The 21,336-nt window shown below is 43.1% G+C and carries 19 protein-coding genes; 10 read left to right on the forward strand and 9 right to left on the reverse strand.

Going from position 1 to position 21,336, the window contains the following annotated elements; genetic code table 11:
* Nucleotide 1 precedes the first annotated feature (1 nt).
* The 3 genes from Cabys_RS17720 to cas6 are packed head-to-tail and all read right to left on the reverse strand — an operon-like array spanning nucleotide 2 to nucleotide 3,628.
* Nucleotides 2–949: a type I CRISPR-associated protein Cas7 gene (locus Cabys_RS17720; protein ID WP_006928013.1), complete on the reverse strand. Its 948-nt coding sequence runs from the start codon at nucleotides 947–949 to the stop codon at nucleotides 2–4.
* Nucleotides 950–983: 34 nt separating this feature from the next.
* Nucleotides 984–2,807 carry a hypothetical protein gene (locus Cabys_RS17725; protein WP_006928012.1) on the reverse strand — a complete coding sequence of 608 codons (1,824 nt, stop codon included), beginning with the start codon at nucleotides 2,805–2,807 and terminating at the stop codon, nucleotides 984–986.
* A 23-nt stretch (nucleotides 2,808–2,830) separates the two neighbouring features.
* A complete protein-coding gene (cas6, locus tag Cabys_RS17730; RefSeq protein ID WP_006928011.1) occupies nucleotides 2,831–3,628 on the reverse strand; it encodes a CRISPR-associated endoribonuclease Cas6 in 798 nt (265 codons plus the stop codon).
* 274 nt (nucleotides 3,629–3,902) lie between these two features.
* Here cas6 and Cabys_RS17735 point away from each other — a divergent pair, with 274 nt between their 5' ends.
* The 7 genes from Cabys_RS17735 to Cabys_RS17765 all read left to right on the forward strand — a co-directional run bounded on the left by Cabys_RS17735 (nucleotide 3,903) and on the right by Cabys_RS17765 (nucleotide 10,846).
* Complete coding sequence (locus tag Cabys_RS17735) at nucleotides 3,903–4,541, forward strand: TetR/AcrR family transcriptional regulator (RefSeq protein WP_006928010.1); 639 nt, start codon at nucleotides 3,903–3,905, stop codon at nucleotides 4,539–4,541.
* Complete coding sequence (locus tag Cabys_RS17740) at nucleotides 4,538–5,848, forward strand: TolC family protein (protein ID WP_006928009.1); 1,311 nt, start codon at nucleotides 4,538–4,540, stop codon at nucleotides 5,846–5,848. Before Cabys_RS17735 ends, Cabys_RS17740 begins: the two co-directional genes overlap by 4 nt.
* On the forward strand, nucleotides 5,845–6,729 hold the full coding sequence (locus Cabys_RS17745) for an HlyD family secretion protein (RefSeq protein WP_006928008.1): 885 nt from the start codon (nucleotides 5,845–5,847) through the stop codon (nucleotides 6,727–6,729). The genes Cabys_RS17740 and Cabys_RS17745 overlap by 4 nt, the downstream gene beginning before the upstream one ends.
* A gap of 223 nt (nucleotides 6,730–6,952) precedes the next feature.
* Nucleotides 6,953–7,885 carry an ABC transporter ATP-binding protein gene (locus Cabys_RS17750; RefSeq protein ID WP_006928007.1) on the forward strand — a complete coding sequence of 311 codons (933 nt, stop codon included), beginning with the start codon at nucleotides 6,953–6,955 and terminating at the stop codon, nucleotides 7,883–7,885.
* 2 nt (nucleotides 7,886–7,887) lie between these two features.
* Nucleotides 7,888–8,619 carry an ABC transporter ATP-binding protein gene (locus Cabys_RS17755; protein ID WP_006928006.1) on the forward strand — a complete coding sequence of 244 codons (732 nt, stop codon included), beginning with the start codon at nucleotides 7,888–7,890 and terminating at the stop codon, nucleotides 8,617–8,619.
* The gene (locus tag Cabys_RS17760) at nucleotides 8,616–9,719 is read left to right on the forward strand and encodes an ABC transporter permease (RefSeq protein WP_006928005.1); all 1,104 of its coding nucleotides are present in this window, start codon (nucleotides 8,616–8,618) and stop codon (nucleotides 9,717–9,719) included. The genes Cabys_RS17755 and Cabys_RS17760 overlap by 4 nt, the downstream gene beginning before the upstream one ends.
* 2 nt (nucleotides 9,720–9,721) lie before the next feature.
* Entirely contained in the window at nucleotides 9,722–10,846 is a 1,125-nt protein-coding gene (locus tag Cabys_RS17765) for an ABC transporter permease (RefSeq protein ID WP_006928004.1), read from the forward strand.
* A 422-nt stretch (nucleotides 10,847–11,268) separates the two neighbouring features.
* Here Cabys_RS17765 and mnmL read toward each other — a convergent pair whose 3' ends face one another.
* Together mnmL and Cabys_RS17780 are read right to left on the reverse strand one after the other, a co-directional pair.
* Complete coding sequence (gene mnmL / locus Cabys_RS17770) at nucleotides 11,269–12,234, reverse strand: tRNA modification radical SAM protein MnmL/YtqA (RefSeq protein WP_006928003.1); 966 nt, start codon at nucleotides 12,232–12,234, stop codon at nucleotides 11,269–11,271.
* A 263-nt stretch (nucleotides 12,235–12,497) separates the two neighbouring features.
* The gene (locus tag Cabys_RS17780) at nucleotides 12,498–13,352 is read right to left on the reverse strand and encodes an EamA family transporter (protein ID WP_006928001.1); all 855 of its coding nucleotides are present in this window, start codon (nucleotides 13,350–13,352) and stop codon (nucleotides 12,498–12,500) included.
* Nucleotides 13,353–13,476: 124 nt separating this feature from the next.
* Between Cabys_RS17780 and Cabys_RS17785 the strand changes: the two genes are divergently transcribed.
* Nucleotides 13,477–15,288 carry a TonB-dependent receptor plug domain-containing protein gene (locus tag Cabys_RS17785; protein WP_169313630.1) on the forward strand — a complete coding sequence of 604 codons (1,812 nt, stop codon included), beginning with the start codon at nucleotides 13,477–13,479 and terminating at the stop codon, nucleotides 15,286–15,288.
* Between the two features lie 143 nt (nucleotides 15,289–15,431).
* Here Cabys_RS17785 and Cabys_RS17790 read toward each other — a convergent pair whose 3' ends face one another.
* Nucleotides 15,432–15,812, reverse strand: coding sequence for a response regulator (locus Cabys_RS17790; protein WP_006927999.1), 381 nt, complete (start codon nucleotides 15,810–15,812; stop codon nucleotides 15,432–15,434).
* Between the two features lie 174 nt (nucleotides 15,813–15,986).
* Between Cabys_RS17790 and Cabys_RS17795 the strand changes: the two genes are divergently transcribed.
* On the forward strand, nucleotides 15,987–16,928 hold the full coding sequence (locus Cabys_RS17795; protein WP_006927998.1) for a P1 family peptidase: 942 nt from the start codon (nucleotides 15,987–15,989) through the stop codon (nucleotides 16,926–16,928).
* A complete protein-coding gene (locus Cabys_RS17800; protein ID WP_006927997.1) occupies nucleotides 16,925–17,539 on the forward strand; it encodes a stage II sporulation protein M in 615 nt (204 codons plus the stop codon). Before Cabys_RS17795 ends, Cabys_RS17800 begins: the two co-directional genes overlap by 4 nt.
* 5 nt (nucleotides 17,540–17,544) lie before the next feature.
* Here the strand turns inward: Cabys_RS17800 and Cabys_RS17805 are convergent, their stop codons facing one another.
* From Cabys_RS17805 to Cabys_RS17815, 3 genes are all read right to left on the reverse strand, one after another.
* A complete protein-coding gene (locus Cabys_RS17805; protein ID WP_006927996.1) occupies nucleotides 17,545–18,162 on the reverse strand; it encodes an HAD family hydrolase in 618 nt (205 codons plus the stop codon).
* Nucleotides 18,163–18,368: 206 nt separating this feature from the next.
* On the reverse strand, nucleotides 18,369–18,734 hold the full coding sequence (locus Cabys_RS17810) for a hypothetical protein (protein WP_006927995.1): 366 nt from the start codon (nucleotides 18,732–18,734) through the stop codon (nucleotides 18,369–18,371).
* 79 nt (nucleotides 18,735–18,813) lie between these two features.
* Nucleotides 18,814–21,177 carry a PAS domain S-box protein gene (locus Cabys_RS17815; RefSeq protein WP_006927994.1) on the reverse strand — a complete coding sequence of 788 codons (2,364 nt, stop codon included), beginning with the start codon at nucleotides 21,175–21,177 and terminating at the stop codon, nucleotides 18,814–18,816.
* Nucleotides 21,178–21,336: the final 159 nt, after the last annotated feature.

Below are 21,336 nucleotides of genomic sequence, written 5' to 3' on the forward strand. Positions count from 1 at the left end.
GTCAGTTAACCTCTTTGCCTGTTAACAGGTTGTAACGATGAACATTATCCGGTAAATTTTTGATAATGGTATTTTCTGGCAAATAATAAACTTCCATTTTTTCAATTTCATCATTAATTTTTGATAGCACGTTTTTCAATGCACCGAAGTCGATCATTACCTTACCATTTTCCCGATTTACAGAGATAAATTCCGTAAAAACAGGCAGCACCTTTTTTGATTCTGGTTTAAGTTGAACCCAAAAAAGCAACTCGTTATCAGCACCTGCTTTGGCAGCAGAATCGTAATATGTTACGCCAAGCCTCATGGCCTCTTTGAGTTTACCAATATCTTCAACCGTGAGACCGCCTGCTTTTTCAGCAAATTTTAACATCGCATCTAAATTTTTAGGATTAACAGAAAAATGATGCACGTAATGACCTTCTTTTAGTTTGGATTGTTGTCCCAAAGTAGATGCCTCTCGCTCATCCTGACCTTCGGATTCAGGATTACGAAATGGTGACATAATTTGTTCTGAATAAATTTCATTTTCAGGATATCGGTTTACCCCATGATTAATTTGCACAGGGCCGTGAATAGATAAATTAATAGTGCGTTTTTTTGATTTCGCCGCAAATGTAGCGCCAAAGAAACGAATATCAATGCAACGTAATAGATTATTTAATACTTCAGCTTTTTCAACGGACTCGAAGTTCTCAAATAAATTATCATATACTTCAGCCTGGGTTAATGGATTCATATCTTGATTTAATCTTTTAAAAAAGAAAACTGTTTCTTCTGGATAGTGCTGATTAATATAATTCCGTACACTATATTTAAATGCTTTATCCGTGGCGTAAACAGTACCATCAGGCAGGGTACGCGGCTGATGCGTAAAATCCGCATTGTAGTTTGCATTGATGGCTTTAACAATAGCGCATCCAAATACACGATTTTTAAATTCGTTCATGATGTTTCTCCTTAAATTATTATTGAATCTTTTTTTAAGATTTAATTTCTTCAGTCATTTTCTTCATTTCCTTTTTGCCATACAAAACATTGTCAGAAAAATATCCGGCAAGGATGATTGGCATGAGATTTTTGATATTTTGATCAGTATAATAACCAAGAATCTCCGATATTATTTTATTAAATTTTAGATGGTTAAAATGAATTTTATGTTTGTATCGGTCAAGCGTACGAGAGATTGCCATTTTGAATTGTTCGCAATCGGTTTTTTGTAAAAAAGGTTCCAATAAGGCGTGTGTTTTGTTAGCCGTTTCACTTTGGCTAAACAGGTAATAAATAATTTGTCCGGCGGCAAAGGCGAATTCATTGTCGTTTTCAATATGGCTATTTTCGTCTTCAGCAATTGCTTTTACACGCTCCTGTAAATGAACGGTTAAATTTGCCATAGCTACAATTTCTCCTCTATTTGGTTGATCAAAAAATTCATATAAACTAAACCAGATATTCAACTTTTCTTTTATTGCAAAATCTTTGGTATGTCGATTGTCTTTAAATTCATCCTGTTTTAAATCATTAAGGATCATTGATTGCATTATTTCATAAAAAATTCGTGAATTTATTGCTTCGCGTTTGCTTTTGTAAATGTAATCATAAAATGCTTTGCGATATTTTAAAACCAATTGATATTCTATCGTACTGATATATTTCGGATTGTAATCGATATCCTCAAAATAACGATAGCGAATACCATTTTTTGTATGCTGAATTAGCTTATTGTTAAAAATGCATGGTACAATTTCTTTTTCAAAATCAAAAACATTTTCAATTGTTCTATTTATCAATTTACTACTGTATGAAAAAATAGGTAATATTCGTACTTTAGGCTCAATGTACATTTTAAAAGAAGAAACAAAATCAAAATCTTTAATATTTTTTCCCTGAATATTTAATAAATAATAATTACCAAGGTCTTTGTATTTTTCGTGTACACTTCGAATTATGTCAGAATATGATATGTTTCCCTCTTGATCTAAAAATATTGTAACAATTTCTTGATTAAGTTCTTGTTTATCAATAAAAATTGGTAAAGGATTGGGAAGTTGTTTATTGTCTTTTAATTGCTTAAAGCGGTATAACCATAAGGCGTCATCTTCATTAACGCGATTATTTACTTCAAATGTTGCAGTTAAATGTTGAAGAAAGGGTTTCTTCTGGTTGTATCCAGTTAGATAATCACTAACGCCGTAAATTTTATTATTTCTTTTAATGTTAAATTCATCTTTATTGAATACTTTTAGTCTAAGGTAATTCATATGAACATTTTTAAATTCTTCTAAAGATACATTACCCAGATAAATGCGTAGATAATGAGCTTCTGTTATTTTGTATTTTTTATCCTCTTCACTTTTTTTTGCAATATCAGCCAATATATTTTGAAGCAATTCAGGAAGATTTTTTGTGCAAAAATTAATAAAATTTTCAACAATAAAGTTTTGCTCATCTGTAATGCAATATCCTTTTGCTATTCTTAAATAATCTTTAAACCGTTTTTCAGCATCTCCAGATGTGAATGTTTTTAATTTAAAAGCTAAGCTAAATGGAGAGCAAGAATGAATTTTCTTTTTTGAATCTAAAGCTTTATTCATTGATACACATTTACTATTTATTTCTCTTCTAAGACAGGTTTTTAAAAATGTGGTAATTTCCTGCTTTTTTTTAAAAACTTCATATTCGCATTTTTCTAAATCCCCATTGTCCGAAAGCCAAACTACTAAATGTAGCCCTTCTGATGGTTTTAAATTTCGAAAAAAAATTTCAGGGCTGAGACTTTTGGTAAAATTTACTATTTCTCGTAACATTAGCAATGCTCCTATGTCATTTTTTATTTATCGTTCATTACTTCCACATACCCAAACCCCAGGCTGTTTTTTTCGCCAAAGCCGGAGTAATAGCCAATGCGCAGCAGTTCCGGCGGGGCGGTCAGGTCAAAGCTGTACAAATAGCCGCGAATGCGCGTTTCTTCTTTACTGCCAGATTTGATGGTTGCCAGACGCGATTTACACGGCTCGTACCATTTAAATTCAAAATTCTTCATCAAGCTGTCTTCCATGGCCGCGTCTTTTTCCAGTTCCTTGAAAGACAAATATTTAAAAAACAGATTCTGCACCAAACGCTGCCCGTATTCCGGATGCGATGGATGTAAAAACTCTTTGCCCGACTTGCCGTTTATTTCTACCGGCTTGCTTAAACAAATGGGCGATTTGCTCCTAAAATGCATGCGCGCCTTAAATTCCGGGGCCGATAAACTCTCTACCTGAGTTATGAAAAAACGGCATTGATGCCTGGCATCCACAATATCCATTTGTTGATGTAAAAATAAACCGCTCAAAAAACTTTCGAAGCTCTTTTGCGTCAAAAACGAAATGTGTAAATCAACCTGGCGGTCTAAAATCAACAACCCGCCATTCAATCTGCGAAAACGACGCAAACCGATTTTGCTAAAAGTAAAATGTTTAAAATGTTTGCCTTTTACCATGTAGCCCTTTTGGTGCAGCCAGTGTGCAAAATCGCTGTCGCCGCGATTGATTTGTTTGTACAGCCAGGCCGAAACCGGATAAAAGTAGTTAAAGGGCAATATGTTGAATTGCGAATCAACCTGTAACTTAAGCTTTAAACGCATTGTGACCTCTATTTTAAATTAATATCTTTTATCTGACAAGGAAGGATTAAACATTTCAGTAGCAATATAGTAAATATTTAACTTAAGAAAAAATATTTTAACATTTTTTTAAACCGCCTTTCTCCAAACATTTTCGCGTACTTAAATTATCTATGAGTTAAGAGCATATTATTTTTAATTATTGGGGGCTCCTAACTAATGTCTAAATTAAACTTGCTTTTAATCTGCCCATTATTAAATTTAACCAACTGGTTAAATAAAATGGTTTAATGCAATGGTTGAAACAATCAGTCAAAAAGAAGAACAAATCCTGCAAATCGCCATGCAGGTCTTTGTGGAAAAGGGCTGGCACGGCGCACGTATGCAGGAAATCGCCGATCGCGCCGGAGTCAACAAGGCCATGCTGCACTATTATTTTCGCAGCAAAGACCGTCTATATGCCGCCGTTCTGGAAAAATTATTTCTCAAATTCATCAACTCCATTGGCGATTCTTTTATCCCCGGACAGACCTTTGCCGAGACCTTACGCATCTTTCTTGACCGCTTTCACGATCATCTTTTAAACAATGCTCATTTACCGCTTTTCATCGCCCGCGAACTCAGCGAAGGCGGAAGCAGGGCGCGACAGGTTATGGAAAAAATCATTGCCGAAAACCGGATGCACACGCCCTACGCCATCATTAACGAGCTGAAACTTGCCGGGGAACGTGGAGAGATCATGCACATCGAACAACCTGTTCAATTTCTACTCACTTTAATTGGCTCCTGCGTCTATTTTTTCCTGGCTAAACCGATTATTGAACCCATGTTTCCTGAAATCGACTTCAATTCTTCGGAATTCATTGAACAGCGGAAACAGATGATCTTTGAACAGCTTTATTACGGCATTAAAAAGCGGGAGACGCCTTCATGAATCCTTTAAAATATCTTTTGATGCTCAGCCTGATTCTTGCCGCCTTTTGTCCTGCATCTCTACAGGCTCAGAGCCTTGAACAGGCGATTAAGATCGCCCTGGACCAGAACAAAGAACTAAAGGCGCAGAAACAGGCGTTAAGAAAAAGGCAATTAGAGGCCCGGGCGGCCTTCCGGCAAACCCTGCCATCGCTCGATTTTGGCGCTTGGTATCGGCATGTAACGCATGTGGCGCAAATCGATTTCCCCGCCCTGCCAACGCTGCCCGCCCTGCCTTCCGCCGTGCGGCTGGGGCGTTACGATACGTACGAAACATCGCTAACGATTAAACATGTGCTATTCAGCGGTTTTGCGCAAAAGAATCGTGTGCGCCTGATGTCTCAGATGTCGGAGCTGGAACACATTAATCTGGAAGAAAAAGAAAAAGAGATCGCTTTTCGCGTGATTGCCGCCTACCGGAACGCTCAGGAAAAACAACTGGAAATCGAAGTAATCAAAGCTTCCATGGAACGCGTTGCCTGGCAGATGAAACGCATTAAATCGCTGATTAAACAGGGCATGGCGCTGGGGCTGGATTCGCTCTCTTTAAAGCTGGCGCGTTTAAATTACCACAAGCAACTGATTGCCGCGCAGGGAGCGTTAGCCATTGCCGAAAAACAATTAAAAGAATTAACCGGTCAAAAGATAACCATTCAGTCTTTTAACGAACCGCCGGAAGTCGGTTTAAACGTAATGCCCGTTGTTCAATTAACAGGGCCCTATCGCCTGTTAGATCAACAGCAACAGATGCAATCCACGGCGGTTAAAATCAGCCGTGCGCGTTACTTTCCCGCCCTGGCCGCCTTTGCCAGCTACAACTACGGCCGCCCCGGCCTGGATATGATTAAAGGCGAATGGATGGATTACGGCATCTGGGGCGTTAGCCTCAGCTGGAATCTGTTTAGCTGGAATGCCGATCGTTTGAACGAACAGGCGGCTCGCGCTCGCTTTAAACAGCTCGACTGGCAGAAACAGGCGGTAAAAGATCAGTTGCAAACACGTTTTGACAGGGCGCTGCGCGAATGGCAAACGCTTAAAGAACAGCAAGACGTGGTACAAGCCGCCCTAAAAGTGGCTCGACAAAAGATGAAAGTCGTTGCCGCCCGCTATGCTCAGGGCATGGCTTCGGTTACGGACTTTAACGAGGCAAACCTACAGTTAACCGAAGCCCAGTTGAACGTAAAACGACACGCGTTGTTAATGACGCTCAAACGTAGCGAAATCGATTATTTAAGCGGAAAACCATTAACGCAATGGAGCATCCCATGAAAACGTCAATGACATGCCTGCTTCTTCTGGCTTCTCTTTTTATTGCCTGTTCCCGGAATGAAAAACCTTTTGCTTACAATGGCAGAATGGATACCGACGTTATTCGTCTGGTAGCTAAAACAGCCGGCACAATCGACACGTTAAGCTTTAAAGAGGGCGATCTTGTTAAAAAGGGGCAGTTGCTCGTCAAAGTAAACGACCGACGTTTGCGGCTGCAGCTTAAACAGCAACAGGCGCAACTGGACGAGCTGAACGCCAATTTACAGGCAATCGAAAGCAAACAACGCCAGTTGCAAAGCCAGCTCAATTTTAATCGGCAAACGCTTGCTAAAACCAGGGCCATGTTAAAGCAAGGCGCCGCCACGCAGCAACAGGTTGATCAGTTGCAAACCGAGGTTGACATTCTGGGCGCACGATTAGAAGAAATTATGACCAATAAAGAGCTAATTGCCAGCAAGCGCAGGCAGTTGCAGGCGGCCATTGACATCACGCGCCTGAATATTAAGGATTCGCGCATCACCGCGCCCATCCAGGGGCTGGTGATTAATCGTTTTGTAAATCTTTACGAAAGCGTGGCGCCGGGCAGCCCGTTGCTGGAGCTGGCCGACTTGAGCGTGTTAAAAGCCACCATTTACGTCCCATTGACCAAATTAAACCGTTTAAAATTGGGACAGAAGGCAACGGTTAAAATAGATGGAACCGACGAAACCTTTGAGGGCAAAATCACCTGGATCGCCAGCGAAGCCGAATTTACGCCCAAAACCATTTTAACGGAAGAGACGCGCACCTCGTTGGTTTACGCGGTTCAGATCGAGGTGCCCAATCCCGGGCAAAAACTAAAGATTGGCATGCCGGTGGAAGTTTATATTGAAAAAGAATAGAAACGTGGGGTGGTAAGTTGGTTGAATGGTTGAATAGTTTAATGGTTGAATAAAAATTGGCAAATAAGCAAATATTGAACATCATTGGGAAAAAATTTCCAACGGATGGATCGTCCCCTCTCCCAGACTTCTATTCTGGGAGAGGGGGATCGAGGGGGTGAGGGCTACTACGGAGAATTCATGCCACCGTTGGTTGAATGGTTGAATAAAAATTGGCAAGTGCATGAACGACAAACCGTTGATCGTAGAAAACATCGAAAAATCTTTTGGCGGCGTGCGCGCCCTGCGCGGGGTCAGCCTGCAACTGGAACCCGGCCAAATTTACGGATTAATCGGGCCGGACGGCGCAGGCAAAACCACCTTAATGCGCATCATTGTTACCCTGCTAAAGGCTGACGCAGGATCGGTCTGGTTCTTGGGTAGAAACGCGGCCAGAGACATTACCTTTGTAAGACGAAACATCGGCTACATGCCGCAGCGTTTTAGCCTGTATCCGGATTTAACCGTAGAAGAAAACCTGCGTTTTTTTGGGGATTTGTTTGGCGTCCAACCCCAGGTTCAGGCCGAACGCCTGCAAAAACTTTACCGCTTTTCCCGCCTTGGCCCTTTTAAAAAACGAATGGCCGATGCGCTTTCCGGCGGCATGAAGCAAAAGCTGGCCCTTTCTTGCATGTTAATCCACGAACCTGCTGTCATGATCATGGATGAACCAACGTACGGGGTGGATCCTGTATCGCGCGCCGAGCTGTGGGATATTTTAAAAGAACTGGCGGCCGATGGCAAAACGATTCTGGTCAGCACCGCTTACATGGATGAAGCCCTGCTATGCGACCATGTGGCATTGATTTTTAAGGGAAAGGTTTTAGCCAGCGGCCGGCCGCAAGCCCTGATCCGGAGCATGAAACAGCCTTTGTACCTGATTAAAACCCAGAATGCGCACGGTTTGTACCATGCACTGCAAAAGCTGTTTGCAAAAAATGACTTCAACCTGTTTGGCGAGGGCGTCCATTTGTTCGACCGGCAAAATCTGGGCATGGACCACATTCGTCGCAAGTTAAAAGAAAACCATTTTCCGTTTGACTTAATAAAACCCATTGAACCCAATATTGAAGATATATTTTTGAATTTAATCCATCAACATGGGGACGGCGAATAAACATGGAATGGGCGGTTGAAGTTGATAACCTGACGCGTAAATTTGGCGATTTTACGGCTGTGGATCATGTTTCGTTTCGCGTCAAAAAGGGAGAGATTTTTGGCTTTTTAGGCGCCAACGGAGCCGGTAAAACAACCACCATTCGCATGCTTTGCGGTTTGCTAACTCCCACCTCCGGTCAGGCCAGGGTGGCCGGCTTTGATGTGTTTACTCAACCGGAGCGCATTAAACAGAACATCGGTTACATGAGTCAACGCTTTAGCCTGTACGAAGATTTAACCGTGCGCGAGAACATTCAGTTTTACGGCGGAATTTACGGCCTGAGCCGCAAAAAGATCAAACAAAAAAGCGAAGAGCTGCTGCGCTATTTACGATTGACCGAGCGGGCAGATACTTTGACAGCCGAACTGCCGCCAGGCATCAAACAACGCATGGCCCTCAGTACGGCTTTGCTGCACGAACCGCAGATCGTCTTTTTAGACGAGCCCACCAGCGGCGTGGACCCGGAATCGCGCCGGCAGTTCTGGCTGCTGATCTACGAGCTGGCGGCACAGGGGAAGACTATTTTTGTCACCACGCATTTTATGGACGAGGCCGAATATTGCCAGCGCATCTCCATCATGCAAGAAGGCAAAATCATTGAACTGGACGCGCCGCAAAGCCTCAAGAAAAAATATCGCGCGGCAACCATGCAAGAAGTCTTCATGAAATCGATCGGAGAGCAAAGCCCATGAGCCGAACCTTTCGCAGTATTGTAAAAAAAGAGTTTTTACACATCGTGCGCGATTATCAAACGTTGATCATTATTTTCATCATGCCGGTGCTGATGCTCCTCCTGTTTGGTTACGCCATCACCCTAGAAATGCGTCAAATCGAAATTGCTGTGGTCGATCATGCGCGAACGCCGCAAAGCAGGTTGTTAATTAACCATTTACAAAGCAGCGACTTTTTCAACATCCGGGCTTATAATGTTCCGGAAGGGGCCTTTGAATCCCTGTTGCAAAAACGAAAAGTCCGTTGCATTCTGGTTATTCCGGCCGACTTTAGCCAGTCGCTGAATCAGGAAGTATTTACGCCGGTTCAACTTTTAATCGACGCCAGCGATCCCAATGCGGCCAACTTTATTCAGAACTACCTGTTAAAAATCACGGGCCTTTTCAACGCCGAAAATAATCCGGATTTTAAACTTCCTTTTGAAATTATTCCGCGCTTCATGTTCAATCCCGATTTAAAGTCGGAGTACTTTTTTGTTCCCGGTCTGATTGCCGTCATTATTTTGCTGATCAGCGCCCTGCTGACCAGCATCGCCATTGTGCGCGAAAAAGAACGCGGCACGTTCGAACAAATTCTGGTCAGTCCGGTACATGCCACGCAGATCATTTTAGGAAAGGTCATCCCTTACATTGCGCTGGGTTTTATCGACAGCCTGATAATTCTGTTTATCGGTCACGTCTGGTTTCAGGTGCCGATTCACGGCTCGCTGTTACTCTTGTTTGCAACGCTCATCGTCTATCTACTAACCGGTCTTAGCTTTGGCCTGTTTGTCTCCACCGTTACGGATTCGCAGCGTACGGCCATGTTGATCGCCCTGTTAATGACCATTTTGCCGACTATTTTACTCAGCGGATTTATCTTCCCCATTTCCAGCATGCCGCTCATCTTTCAATATGTCAGTCAGATCATTCCGGCGACTCATTTTCTGAAGATCATTCGCGGAATCCTGCTAAAAGGCAACGGCCTGATGGAAATCAAAATGGAAATCGTTTACCTGATGGGACTGTCCGCTTTTATGATGGCCCTGAGCATTAAAAAATTCAAGACAGGTCTGGAGTAACCATGCAACGCTTGCTGTATTTAATACAAAAGGAATTTCGCCAGATCGTACGTGAAAAAATCTTTATCGGTATTATTTTTGTGGTGCCCGTGTTGCAGCTGGTCGTCATCGGCTTTGCCGTAACAACGGATGTAAAGAATGTTTCCACCGTACTGGTGGACGAAGACAACGCTTCATTCAGCCGACGCATCGAAGATGTTTTGCAAACCTCCGACGTTTTTCACTATCTGGGCCGCCTGCCGAATATGGCCGCGGCGCGCGTCTGGATTACCGAAGGCAAGGCGCAACTGGCCGTTGTCATTCCGCCAGGCTTTGAGCGAAAGGTAAAGAGCGGACGATTCCCGAAAATAATGACCCTGATCGACGGGGTTGACGGCAATTCGGCGGGCGTTATTGCAGCCTATGTTAACCTTTTAGCGCAGCGCCTGCAAAGAGAGTGGCTTCCGCAGAGCAACGCTTTTGCCAGACAGCTGCAGAACATTCATTTGCTAAGGCTCGAAACGCGCATGCTTTACAATCCCGATCTTAAAAGCGTTAACAACATCGTACCGGGCATTTTAGCCATGCTGATCATGATCATAACTTCTTATTTGACCGGTATGTCCATAGTGCGCGAAAAAGAGATTGGCACTCTGGAACAGCTCATGGTTACCCCAATCCGCAACTGGGAACTGCTGGCAGGCAAAATTATCCCCCTGGCTTTGATTGTTATGGCGCTTTTTAATGTGGGAATGTTTGCCGCTCGCTTAATTTTCGGTCTGTGGATGAAGGGCGGCATTCTGGGGCTTGAACTGATGGCCGCTCTGTTTGCCCTTAGCGGCCTGTCTCTGGGCATTCTAATTTCGACCGTGGCCCGCACCCAACAACAGGCCATGTTTTTAGCCTGGTTTTTTATGGTTTTTTCATTATTGCTTTCCGGATTTTTCATTCCCATCGAAAACATGCCGCCGGCCATTCAGGCCATCACCTATCTGAATCCCGCGCGGTATTTTATGGTCATTGTCAGGGAGATTTATCTAAAAGGGACGCCGCTTAAATACCTGTGGGGTCAGGCGGCGGCCATGACGGTTTTTGGCGTATTGATGTTTATCCTGGCCAGCCTGCGCTTTCAAAAGCGGATTGCCTGAGTGCGGTGTCTAATTTCATTCCACAGCCTCTTAAACTCTTACACTTTTTCTTCACACCGACGTTGGCAGGACTCCGCCGTAGCCCCCCTCGATCCTCCCTTCCCAGAATTAAAGTAGAGTTCTGCAAAATGCACATACATGTCATTTCGAATCCCGATTTATCGGGATGAGAAATCTTCTAACTTCAACAAAAACAAAAGATTTCTCGTCGCTCCGCTCCTCGAAATGACACTAAAATTTACATTTTGCAGAACTCTAAGAATTAAAGTCCGGGAGAGGGGCCGACCCGCTTGTTGGAAATTTTTCTCCGATGATGATCAATATTCCAGCACTTGCCAATTTCTATTCAACCATTTTGGCGGCACAAACATATCGCATACCACCAGGGAGGGAGTGGATCTTTCAAGGGATGTATTCTGATCTCATAGGCTCTTATACGCTTTTCCCTGCCAGGTGTCGCGTCTATTCATCTCTGATTCCAGCAGACGCGTAAGCTGTGTGTTGCGCACGCCCCAGTGAGGAGCTACCAGGGTGCGCGGCGGCGCCTCGCCGAACAAACGCTGGATAACAATGCGCGGATTCAGTCGTTCCAGAAAACGGATGATCAAATCGATGTAGGCTTCCGGGCCCATTAAAGGGAAAGGCTCTTTTTTGTACATCCTTTCCAAAGCCGTATTGGTTACCACGTGTAATTGGTGAATCTTTAAAAAGTCAAACGGTTTTTCCGAAAGCCACTGCGCGGTTTCCAGCCACAGGGTCTCGTCTTCCCAGGGAAAGCCGAAAATCATGTGCGTGCAAATTTTAATGCCCCGATTTTGGGTCATTTCCAGGGCATCTAAATACGACTGTACATCGTGACCGCGGTTAATTTTTTTCAAAGTTTCATCGGAGATCGATTCCAGGCCATATTCAATGGTTATATCGTACTCTCCAGCCAGATTTTCCAGATAGGCAATTTTGGCTTCGTCCACGCAATCCGGCCGCGTGCCAATGGTCAGGCCGATGACCTCCGGATGGCTTAGGGCCTGTTCGTAGTAGCGTTTTAAGGTTTCAAGAGGGGCGTAGGTATTGCTGTAGGGCTGAAAATAAACGATAAATTTGTTTACGTTTTTGTAACGGCGTTTTAAAAACTCGATTCCTTCGTCGATTTGCTGGCGAATGGTTTTAGATGCGCTGTTGTAGCCGGGATTAAAACTTTCGTTATTGCAGTAGATGCAACCGCCGCGCGCCACCGTACCGTCGCGGTTGGGGCAGGTAAATCCGGCGTCCACCGTAACCTTTTGTACGCGTTCGCCGTATATCTTCCGCTGAAAATCCACAAAACGGTTGTAACGATGAGACGTACCCCAGGCAAAAAGCCTTTTTGTTGCGGTTTCGCTTTTCTTCATTTATTTTTAACTCGTTTTACTTAACAATTTAATTTTAAAACCGCAGTAAATTAATAATCGGCCGCCTCTTTTGCATACTTTTTAAAAAGATCAATAAACACAATATTACTTCTGCAAAAATCACACTCATAATGTTTACTGTTAGGCAGATAGCGCATCCACTGAAGCCGTTTAATCCTGGTTAAAGAGTTACGTTTACATTTAGGACACTGTCTTTTTAAAGTAAAATAGTAACGCATTAAAGCACCCTTTTGATTAAACCGTTAAGATTTTAGTTTATAAGAAAATTTTTCGTTGATCCACAACGCCATGCCGACCAGCGTACCGCCGGCAAGCAGGCGAACGATATTGGTTTTTTCTCCAAAGATCAACAGCGAAACGCCTATAGCCAGCGGAATTTTTAAATTATTGAAAACGGCCAGCGTTCCGGCATTCACTTTTAGCGCCCCGTAGTTCCATAAGAAAAACCCAAATCCGGAGGCCAATATTCCCAGATAGATTAACGTCCAGATTTGATTTTTCGTTAGAACAATTGTCTGCCAGGGAACGCTGCATAAAGCGGCAAGACCCGTAATCAGGGCCGCGCCCAGGTAAAGGGCGGCAAAAATTTGCGCTTCTTCTTTAATGCCGTTAGACTTTAGGCGTTTTTTGCGATACAAAATTTGCCCGAGGGCAAAACAGAGGTTCGAGGCCTGAACGAATAAAAATCCCACAACAATTTGGCGGCTGTCGATTTCCGTCCACAATATGATGCCCGTCCCTAAAATAGAAAGCAGAGCCGCCCCCAGATGCAAAGCATGGAATTTCTTCCGCAAAAGGTCTTCAAGCAGGGTAACATAAAGCGGCGTAAAAATGGTGAACAGGGCCACCTGAAAGGACTTTAGCCACTGATAGGAATAAATGTAAAAAATGTACATCAGGCCAAATTGAACGGCGCCAATCAGCAGCAATGGCCACTGCGCTTTAAACTTTTTCCAGCGGAAAAAAGGCATAAAAACCAGCAGGGCGATTACCAGGCGCGCAAAGGCCACGAAAATCGGATCAAGATTCGTCAGCTGGCCTTTGATTAAACCAAACGAGAAGGCCCAGAGCAATGAAACAATCAATAAATATATCATCTTTCACCCTGCGATTAAAGGAGGCAAATTTATGATTTTTAAAAACACAATCAAAAAAAAATTGAATCAACGATCGCTTTTCTTTACTTTTGCAGCTTTTAATCAAGCAAAGGAACAAAAGCACATGAAGCGATGCATTTTGCTACTTTTAATTTTCCTGATGGCGCTTTATGGTCAGCAAAGCGCTTCAATCACCTTTGAATTGAAGGAACCGATTATTATTACGGCATCGCGCGCGCCCTCCAGCTTAATGAGCGCGGCGCGAACGGTTTCCGTGCTGGATTCGGGCGCCATCTCTCGTCTGCCGGTCCATTCCGTTCAGGATGCGCTGGGTTACATCGCCGGCATAGATTTGCAACAGCGCGGCAGTCAGGGCGTGCAGGCCGATGTCAGTTTACGCGGCGCCGGTTACGAACAGACTCTGATTTTAATCGACGGCATTAAGGTAAACGATCCGCAAAGCGGCCATCACAATTTAAACCTTGCTTTTTCCTTGCAGGATATTGAACGAATCGAGGTTTTAAAAGGAAGCGGCTCCCGCCTTTATGGGCCTAACGCCATGGGCGGCGTCATCAATATTATTACTAAAAAACCGCTGACCCAAAAACTCGATTTTTCAATAATTGGCGGCGATTTTCGCTACAATGAATTCAATCTCAATTACGATTTTCAGGCGCTAAAGGCCAATCACAGGTTGAGCCTGAATCGCTCCAATAGTTCGGGATATCGCCCCAATACGGATTTTACCATCCAGACGGCGACTTACAAAAACAGCTTTGCAATTAAGCATAATCCGTTTCATTTTACAGCCGCCTACAACGCCAAAGATTTTGGAGCCAGTCGTTTTTACCATCCGGCCTTCCCCTATCAAAAGGAAAAAACCGAAACCTTTTTCTTAAATATGGCGGGACAAATTTTCTCTGACGCAACCATGCCGACCTTTTCGCCAAAGATTTACTGGCGGCGGCACCATGATGATTTCTTGTTGGATTACACGCGCCCTGAATGGTATCACAACAAGCACCAAACGGATGTGCTGGGCGCCGAATTATTAACCGCTTTTTCCTCTCGCCTGGGACGCACGTCCATCCTGGGAGAATGGCAGCACAGTAAAATCGTGAGTAGCAATCTGGGAGATCATCAACGAAATATGGCCGGTTTTTCAGCCGAGCAGCAGTTTACTGTTCGCCGCTGGCAGATTGTTCTGGGCAGTTCGTTTTACTATTACAACCGTTGGGGATGGCAGATCAGCCCCGGGGTTGACGTCAGTCTTCAGCTCACGCCCCATTTTACGCTTTACGCCTCGGGCGGCACTGGCTTTCGACCGCCCACCTTCACCGAACTGTACTACCACAGCCCGGCCAATCGGGGCAATCCACAGCTAAAGCCGGAACGCAGCGTCGACATCGAAACGGGAGCCCGTTTTAGAACAAAGCGAACGCTTACGTCTTTTGCCCTGTTCCGCCGTTACGGTTCCAACCTGATCGACTGGATTTTTGAAAGCGAAGGACAGTACTGGCAGGCGGAAAATGTTTTGCAGCTCACCACCAGCGGACTGGAAGTTTCATCGCAATGGACGACCCAACGCCATTTGCTTAAAAACATCCATTTCAATTACACCTATTTAACCTCCGACAAAGCGGGTCGCCAGATCATATCGAAGTATGTGTTTAATTATTTACGCCACCAGTTTATCCTTGGCATCGATCAACAATTTGTAAATCGCCGCCTTGCATTATCGTGGAAACTGCGCTATGAAGATCGGATTAACAGCCAGGCTTATTTTTTAACCGACGTGCATGTTAGCTGGCAAATAAAAAGGTGGCGTATTTTTAGCCACATTTCAAACTTGTTCGATCAAAAATATCAGGATTTTGCATCCATCCCCCAGCCGGGAAGGTGGTTCAAGATGGGCGTGCGCTTCAGCGTTTTTTAGAAGATTCGCGTGTCATTGCCACGAACAGCCCATTTACAAGCATCGGGCCGTGAACAAGGGATGTAAGGGATACCGCCTCCGGGAAAAAACAAATTCAGCATAATGCCGGCGCTGTTGCCTGTAACGCTTCAACGCTCATATTATCAGACTGGCGAATTGTTGGGCTTATGATTGCTCAATTCTTTAATAGCTTTAGAAAGCTCAACCAATTTAATCGGTTTTCTTAAAATATTTTTAATGCCAATCTTTGAGATGTATTCCATGGAATACTTTTCCACATAAGCGCTAATAATGACGATGGGAAAGTCTGGATTCTGGTTCAATACTTTTTTTGCAAATTCCAGACCGTTCATCCGGGGCATTTCTATATCTACAACCGCAACCTGAGGGTTTTCTTTTTCCATTACTTCCAGAGCTTCCAGACCGTTAGAGGCAGTTACCACATTGTAGCCTTCCATTTGCAGAAAATCTGAGATCATCTCACGGACATCGGGCGCATCGTCCACCACCAGAACTTTAACCATTTACCCTTCCTTCATACTTTACATGTTTGATCGTTCCTGTTCATCAATTTAAGCTCTTTATAATTATCGTCTCGATTTAAAAAAATTTAACTAAATATGTGTTTTCACATATTTATTTGCAAAAAACTTAATCAATGTCTTACATTCAGAAAAAAATGAGAGAAACTCGACAAAATGCTTGATCGTCTGAAAATAGGACATTATACAGACACAGAACGCGGTACGGGCTGCACAGTAGTGCTCCCTCCATCTGGCAATGTTTGCTCGGCCTGCGCTTTTGGCGCTGCGCCGGGCACGCGGGAGTTGGCCCTTTTATCCCCGGATAAAAAGATTCAGGAAATCCATGCGCTGGTGCTAACCGGGGGAAGCGCCTTTGGCTTAAACGCCGCGCATGGAGTGATGGAAGAACTGGCTAAAGATGGGATCGGTTTTAAAACGCATTACGGCCTTGTTCCCATTGTTCCGGCGGCGGTAATCTTTGATAAGAACATTGGTAGCGCGCAAGCCTATCCCGCGGTAGAAGATGCCAGAAAGGCTTATCGACAGGCTCAATTTAACAATAAGGAGATGGGAAACGTCGGCGCCGGCACAGGCGCTACGGTGGGAAAATGGGCCGGGATGGAGTATGCCATGAAGGCTGGGCTGGGCCTGGCCGAAATCGCTTTTGAGGGAATACGCGTTCTGGCGCTGACGGTGGTTAACGCCGTGGGAGACGTGCTGGATGAGCAGGGGAATATTCTGGCCGGAGCCGTGGATCATTCCGGCGCCTTTCTGGCCGCCACTGGCAAAGAGAGACGCTGGGGGGCGCCTAAGATTGGCATGGGCGCAAACACTGTTTTAACCGCCGTGTTTACCAATTTTAACTGTTCCAAAACAGAGGCCCATTTTCTGGCCAAACGCGCCCACCTGGCCATTGCCCGCAAAATTGAGCCGCCGCACACCTCATTTGACGGGGATGTGAGTTTTGTCTGTTGCCTCCCGGAAAAAGATGTGACGATCGACCTTGCGGCTTCGCTGGTCATGAACGCCGTTGAGCAATCCATTGAAAACGGCGTTATGGCGGCTGAGCGTTTACTCGGTTTTCGAAGTATCCATGAAATAAGGGGACGGAAATGATTGCAGAAATCAAACAGAGCTTATCTCTTATTAATTTCCAGCTGTTCCTGTTTAGCATGGTGCTCTTTTTTGCCGGATATACTCTTGCGCCCTGGGCTTATTATAAAGACATAAAGTTTCTGCTGGCCTACCCTAAATGGCTCGCTAAAAAATTGGACAAATTAGCTTCCAGGCACTGGCATTTTGCCACTCTGTTTATGTTCATTTTAGGCGTCAATACCTTTTCTTTATTTATTGATTTACTTTCCGGCCTGGCGCCTCTTTTGCCTGTGGTGTTTGCCGTGTGGACCGGTTTTAATGTGGGCGTTATTACCTATCACACCCTGGTCGGTAAATTCTATTTTGCTTCGCTTTTGAATCCCGTGGCCTTATTCGAATTACCCGCGGCGTTTATTGCCTTTACGCTTGCTTTACAATACAATTGTGTGCTTATTGGCTGTCGCTGGCTGGGCGATATTCCCCAGAACTTTTCTGCTTATCTTAAAGCCTTCTTCTGGATTGTTATGCCGTTATTAATAATCGCAGGCCTTATCGAAACATTTGCCATTAAGTTTGCTCAGCGCATTGAAGAAGCCGAAGAGGAAAAAGACAAAACAAAAGACGATTTGTAAAGAGATCAGACTTCGATTCCTAATTTTTTAAAGTCGCCTTTTAATTTTTCAACGCCTTCAAATAACACAGCCTGCATGCCGGCCTTTTTTGCGCCCTGCACGTTAACCTCTCTGTCGTCGATGAAAAGACATACCTCCGGCGCAAAACCGACATTTTCGGCGGCTTTTAAATAGCACTTTTTATCTGGCTTTAAGGCGCCTATTTCAAAAGACAGGGTCGGCTTTTCTACGGATTTGATGAAAGGGAATTTTTCCCTGCAGTAATTCCAGTGCAGTTCATCCGTATCAGACAGCAAGCCCACCGGATAGCGCTTTTTTACCTGCCAGAACAAATCTTCCATGCCCGGAATCGGCGCAAAAACATCCACCCAGTAATCCACAAAACGCTGATAACTCAAATTCAAATTAAAATCTCTGCTGAACGCTTCGTAAAAATCGTAAGAACTTATTTCGCCACGGTTTAATTTTCTAAACAATTCGTTATTAAAGGCCGCATCCAGTATTTTAGCCGCATCCTCCGGATGGTCGGTATCTACGCCAAAAAACTTTGCCGTCTGCTGATTGAACTTAACGTCCACCAATACGCGCCCCAGATCAAAAATAATAGCTTTTATCTCTGCCATTTCTTCCCTTCCTTTTAGTAAAAGTCGTAATCTATAAAGATTAGAAATTTGTTTCAATTAAAACAGAAAAATTTAAACGTGGTGCTGAAAATAATCTGGCTTTTTCAGGGGCAACCTATTATTTAAAAGGTGTTTTTAATGCAAAAAAAAAGCAGCCGCTTATTAGTGTAAAAAAGTCTCTATCCTTTCCCCAAAAGGCGAACGTTTTATCTTTTAATATGAATTTTGACCTGAACGTATTTACCTTTCTCATGGATAAAATCTAATTTAGCCGAATAGGTATCGAGAACGGCTTGTAAGTTGGCGCTAAACGGTGGAGGCTCCGAAATTGTTGTGTAAACAAGGAAAGAATACAAATATTTATCATGCATTAGATCCAGGCTGATTTCAATCGGATGATCGGATAATTGTTTTAAGTAGTTCAGAACGTAATTAATGACTTTGATTAACGGCCTGATATCCGCTGTTTCTAAAAAGCAACCTTCATCAAGGATTAAATTGGCCTGAATCTTTTTTTCATCAACAATAAAGCGAATCAGTTGTTTAAGATCCACTGGATTTTGAAAGTGCATCTTTCCCCCCGGGATTAAATGGCACATTTCTAAAATATTGAAAAAACCGGTAAGATAAAAATCTTTTTTAAAAAATTATTCATTTAATGATGATTGAAAATTGACATCCCTCCTCAGGTATGGATTCAATCGATATTTCAGCGTCCATCATTTTTGCCAGTTTTTTCAGAATTAAAACATCAAGATAGCTTGTATTTTCCAGATTGGCGGGGAAACTCACGTCCTTTCGTATCAGATTCATTTCTCTTTCCGAAAAACCCTGGCTGTTATCCTTAAAGATAATTATGCTTCGATTGTTATCCGCAACGGAGGTAATTCTGATGAGATGGTTGCGGTCTTGATGTTTATGAATAATGCTTAGCTTAAACAAAATTTCCAGCGTCTTCAGCAGCAGATTCTCATCGGTATGAATGACGTTGTTCTCGATGTGCGTTAATACCTGCACTTTATTTTCGCTGATGACTGATTGAAGCTGTTGCGTAATCTTGCGAATCAAATCATCTACTTGCACCTCCTGGCGGGCGATTCTTTCCACCTCAGTAGCAAAATATTCGTTAAAAAAGTAGAGTGAATTCAATAAGTTTTTATGAATTTGGGAAAAGTAGGAAAAGAAGGTGTCGTTTTCGATCAATTCTTTTTTCTCCCACAACGAACGGCAATAGCCATTTATTATGGGGAGCAAATGGTCCCGAAGAATTGAAATTTCTTCTTTGTACAGTTCAATGGTTTTTAGCTGTTCTCTGATGACTTCAGCGGAGCGTTTTAACCGAAGCTCAATATCTTTTTGTTCGGTAATGTCCTCGATGTGCATAATAATTGAATCAGGCGCAACATAGGCTAATTTAATGGACAAATAGCCGGTTTGATTTCCAGAAATGTTAATTTCCAGTTGCGTTTCCAGAGATATCTCATTCGAATAGCATTCTTCCAGCAGTTCCGTTAATTGAGGGATAAAGTGATAAATGGCGCTACTGCTTTTGCCCAGGAACTCATTGATACGCCCAAAAGAAGAAGCCAGTGCCATGTCATTATAATCAACCAGAACAAATTCATTACCCTGTTTTTGCCAGATCAGAGTTGGCAGGGGCAAACTTTCGAATTGAGCCCTTAAACGCGCTTCGTTTTTTTTGAGCTCGCTCATCTGGTACAGACGATCGTTTCCCAGGCTAATGATCTTTTCCTGCAGTTCCTGAACTATTCTCTTTTGTTTCAGGGTAAAAGCCAATTTTTTGCCAATGATTTTTAATAACTTTTCCCTATTCTCCTCCAGAACCACGGGCTCTTCGAAAAGGAAGCTCATCGAACCGACCACTCTGTTTTCAAAATGGAGGGGTACAATAAAACCGGATTTTAATCCCAGTTTTAAAATGGTGTTAATAATGAATAGTTTTTCTTTATAAATTGATATGTCATCCAAATAAACCACCTTGCCGCTTTTTACCTGTTCAAGATTGATCAGACTTTTTAGAGGGATGACTTTTTCTGATCGGTAAAGGATTTGATTTTTAAGTTTCACGGCAACGATTTCGGCAGTCTCTCTTTCAAAATCATAAAAGACAACAATACTGCCTTTAAACGGCAGTATTTCTTTTATTTTAAGTAATATTTGATCGCAAATTTGTTCTTCTGTTTGACGTTTCTGCAAAATCTCGTCTACATCCAGTAAGGAATTTAAGAGAAATTCGGATTCTTCTAATTTCTTTTCAATATTATGTCTTAAGGTAATATCAATACCAACTGCCCAGCTATTCCAGCCGGGGACTTCATAGATATCGGACAGATTACTCCAGGCAATGATTTTTTCTCTGCCGTCTTTGGTGGTCAGCTTTACTTCCCAATTACGAAAGTGATTTCCCCGCCGTGCGTATTCCCTGAGTAATGTCTCACGGTATGAGGCGTCCGGATATAAAATTTCCAACGCTTTGGGATTGTTGATCATTTCCGAAGCCGAATAGCCGGTCACCTTCTCGCATTCTTTGTTCCAGAAGATAAAGTTGTTATTATTATCAAAGGCATCGACCATTACCGGCATATTTTGCACGATTAACTTAAACCGATCCTGGTCAACCCGTTCTCGTATCTTTTTAGAATGCTTTATTTTTGCGCTTAAAATTTCCGGCAACCGTTCTAAAAGCGAGAAAGCGTAAAATTCACAATTGCCAGAATGGCGCACGATGAAGTCGCTCAGATTTTCACTGGGGTCATAAAACACGACGAATAAATAGTAGTAAGCGTTTAAATCCTGAAAATGGTCATGTTTGGCGAGTCTTTTTATTTCTTCTATATCGGTGGCAATAACCAATGGTTTGGTTTTATCTTCTTTAAAAATTTGATTAATTTCAGAAAACGTTTTTACGCCAATTTCTTTCAAATCAGCGATTTTCTTTTTTAGTTCCTTATATCCTTTTAATCTTTCAGAAATTAAAGCATTAAATTCTACCATGGAAATTCACCTGAGATTCGTCACTGTTAATTACGACCACGCACTCAATTTAATTTAAGTTGATTGCCCGGTGTTCACAAAACTTTTTTAGTAGGAAAAGAGAAAAAGGTTGAATGGTGACTTAAGAAATAACAGGTACAGGCGCAGAAGTATCATTTT

It is taken from the genome of Caldithrix abyssi DSM 13497 (assembly GCF_001886815.1).
Taxonomy (GTDB): domain Bacteria; phylum Calditrichota; class Calditrichia; order Calditrichales; family Calditrichaceae; genus Caldithrix; species Caldithrix abyssi.

Bases quoted from the DNA above. Each gene is read 5' to 3' on its own strand.
- Cabys_RS17720 (WP_006928013.1), bottom strand. From the start codon at position 949: ATGAACGAATTTAAAAATCGTGTATTTGGATGCGCTATTGTTAAAGCC.
- Cabys_RS17725 (WP_006928012.1), bottom strand. From the start codon at position 2,807: ATGTTACGAGAAATAGTAAATTTTACCAAAAGTCTCAGCCCTGAAATT.
- cas6 (WP_006928011.1), bottom strand. From the start codon at position 3,628: ATGCGTTTAAAGCTTAAGTTACAGGTTGATTCGCAATTCAACATATTG.
- Cabys_RS17735 (WP_006928010.1), top strand. From the start codon at position 3,903: ATGGTTGAAACAATCAGTCAAAAAGAAGAACAAATCCTGCAAATCGCC.
- Cabys_RS17740 (WP_006928009.1), top strand. From the start codon at position 4,538: ATGAATCCTTTAAAATATCTTTTGATGCTCAGCCTGATTCTTGCCGCC.
- Cabys_RS17745 (WP_006928008.1), top strand. From the start codon at position 5,845: ATGAAAACGTCAATGACATGCCTGCTTCTTCTGGCTTCTCTTTTTATT.
- Cabys_RS17750 (WP_006928007.1), top strand. From the start codon at position 6,953: ATGAACGACAAACCGTTGATCGTAGAAAACATCGAAAAATCTTTTGGC.
- Cabys_RS17755 (WP_006928006.1), top strand. From the start codon at position 7,888: ATGGAATGGGCGGTTGAAGTTGATAACCTGACGCGTAAATTTGGCGAT.
- Cabys_RS17760 (WP_006928005.1), top strand. From the start codon at position 8,616: ATGAGCCGAACCTTTCGCAGTATTGTAAAAAAAGAGTTTTTACACATC.
- Cabys_RS17765 (WP_006928004.1), top strand. From the start codon at position 9,722: ATGCAACGCTTGCTGTATTTAATACAAAAGGAATTTCGCCAGATCGTA.
- mnmL (WP_006928003.1), bottom strand. From the start codon at position 12,234: ATGAAGAAAAGCGAAACCGCAACAAAAAGGCTTTTTGCCTGGGGTACG.
- Cabys_RS17780 (WP_006928001.1), bottom strand. From the start codon at position 13,352: ATGATATATTTATTGATTGTTTCATTGCTCTGGGCCTTCTCGTTTGGT.
- Cabys_RS17785 (WP_169313630.1), top strand. From the start codon at position 13,477: ATGAAGCGATGCATTTTGCTACTTTTAATTTTCCTGATGGCGCTTTAT.
- Cabys_RS17790 (WP_006927999.1), bottom strand. From the start codon at position 15,812: ATGGTTAAAGTTCTGGTGGTGGACGATGCGCCCGATGTCCGTGAGATG.
- Cabys_RS17795 (WP_006927998.1), top strand. From the start codon at position 15,987: ATGCTTGATCGTCTGAAAATAGGACATTATACAGACACAGAACGCGGT.
- Cabys_RS17800 (WP_006927997.1), top strand. From the start codon at position 16,925: ATGATTGCAGAAATCAAACAGAGCTTATCTCTTATTAATTTCCAGCTG.
- Cabys_RS17805 (WP_006927996.1), bottom strand. From the start codon at position 18,162: ATGGCAGAGATAAAAGCTATTATTTTTGATCTGGGGCGCGTATTGGTG.
- Cabys_RS17810 (WP_006927995.1), bottom strand. From the start codon at position 18,734: ATGCACTTTCAAAATCCAGTGGATCTTAAACAACTGATTCGCTTTATT.
- Cabys_RS17815 (WP_006927994.1), bottom strand. From the start codon at position 21,177: ATGGTAGAATTTAATGCTTTAATTTCTGAAAGATTAAAAGGATATAAG.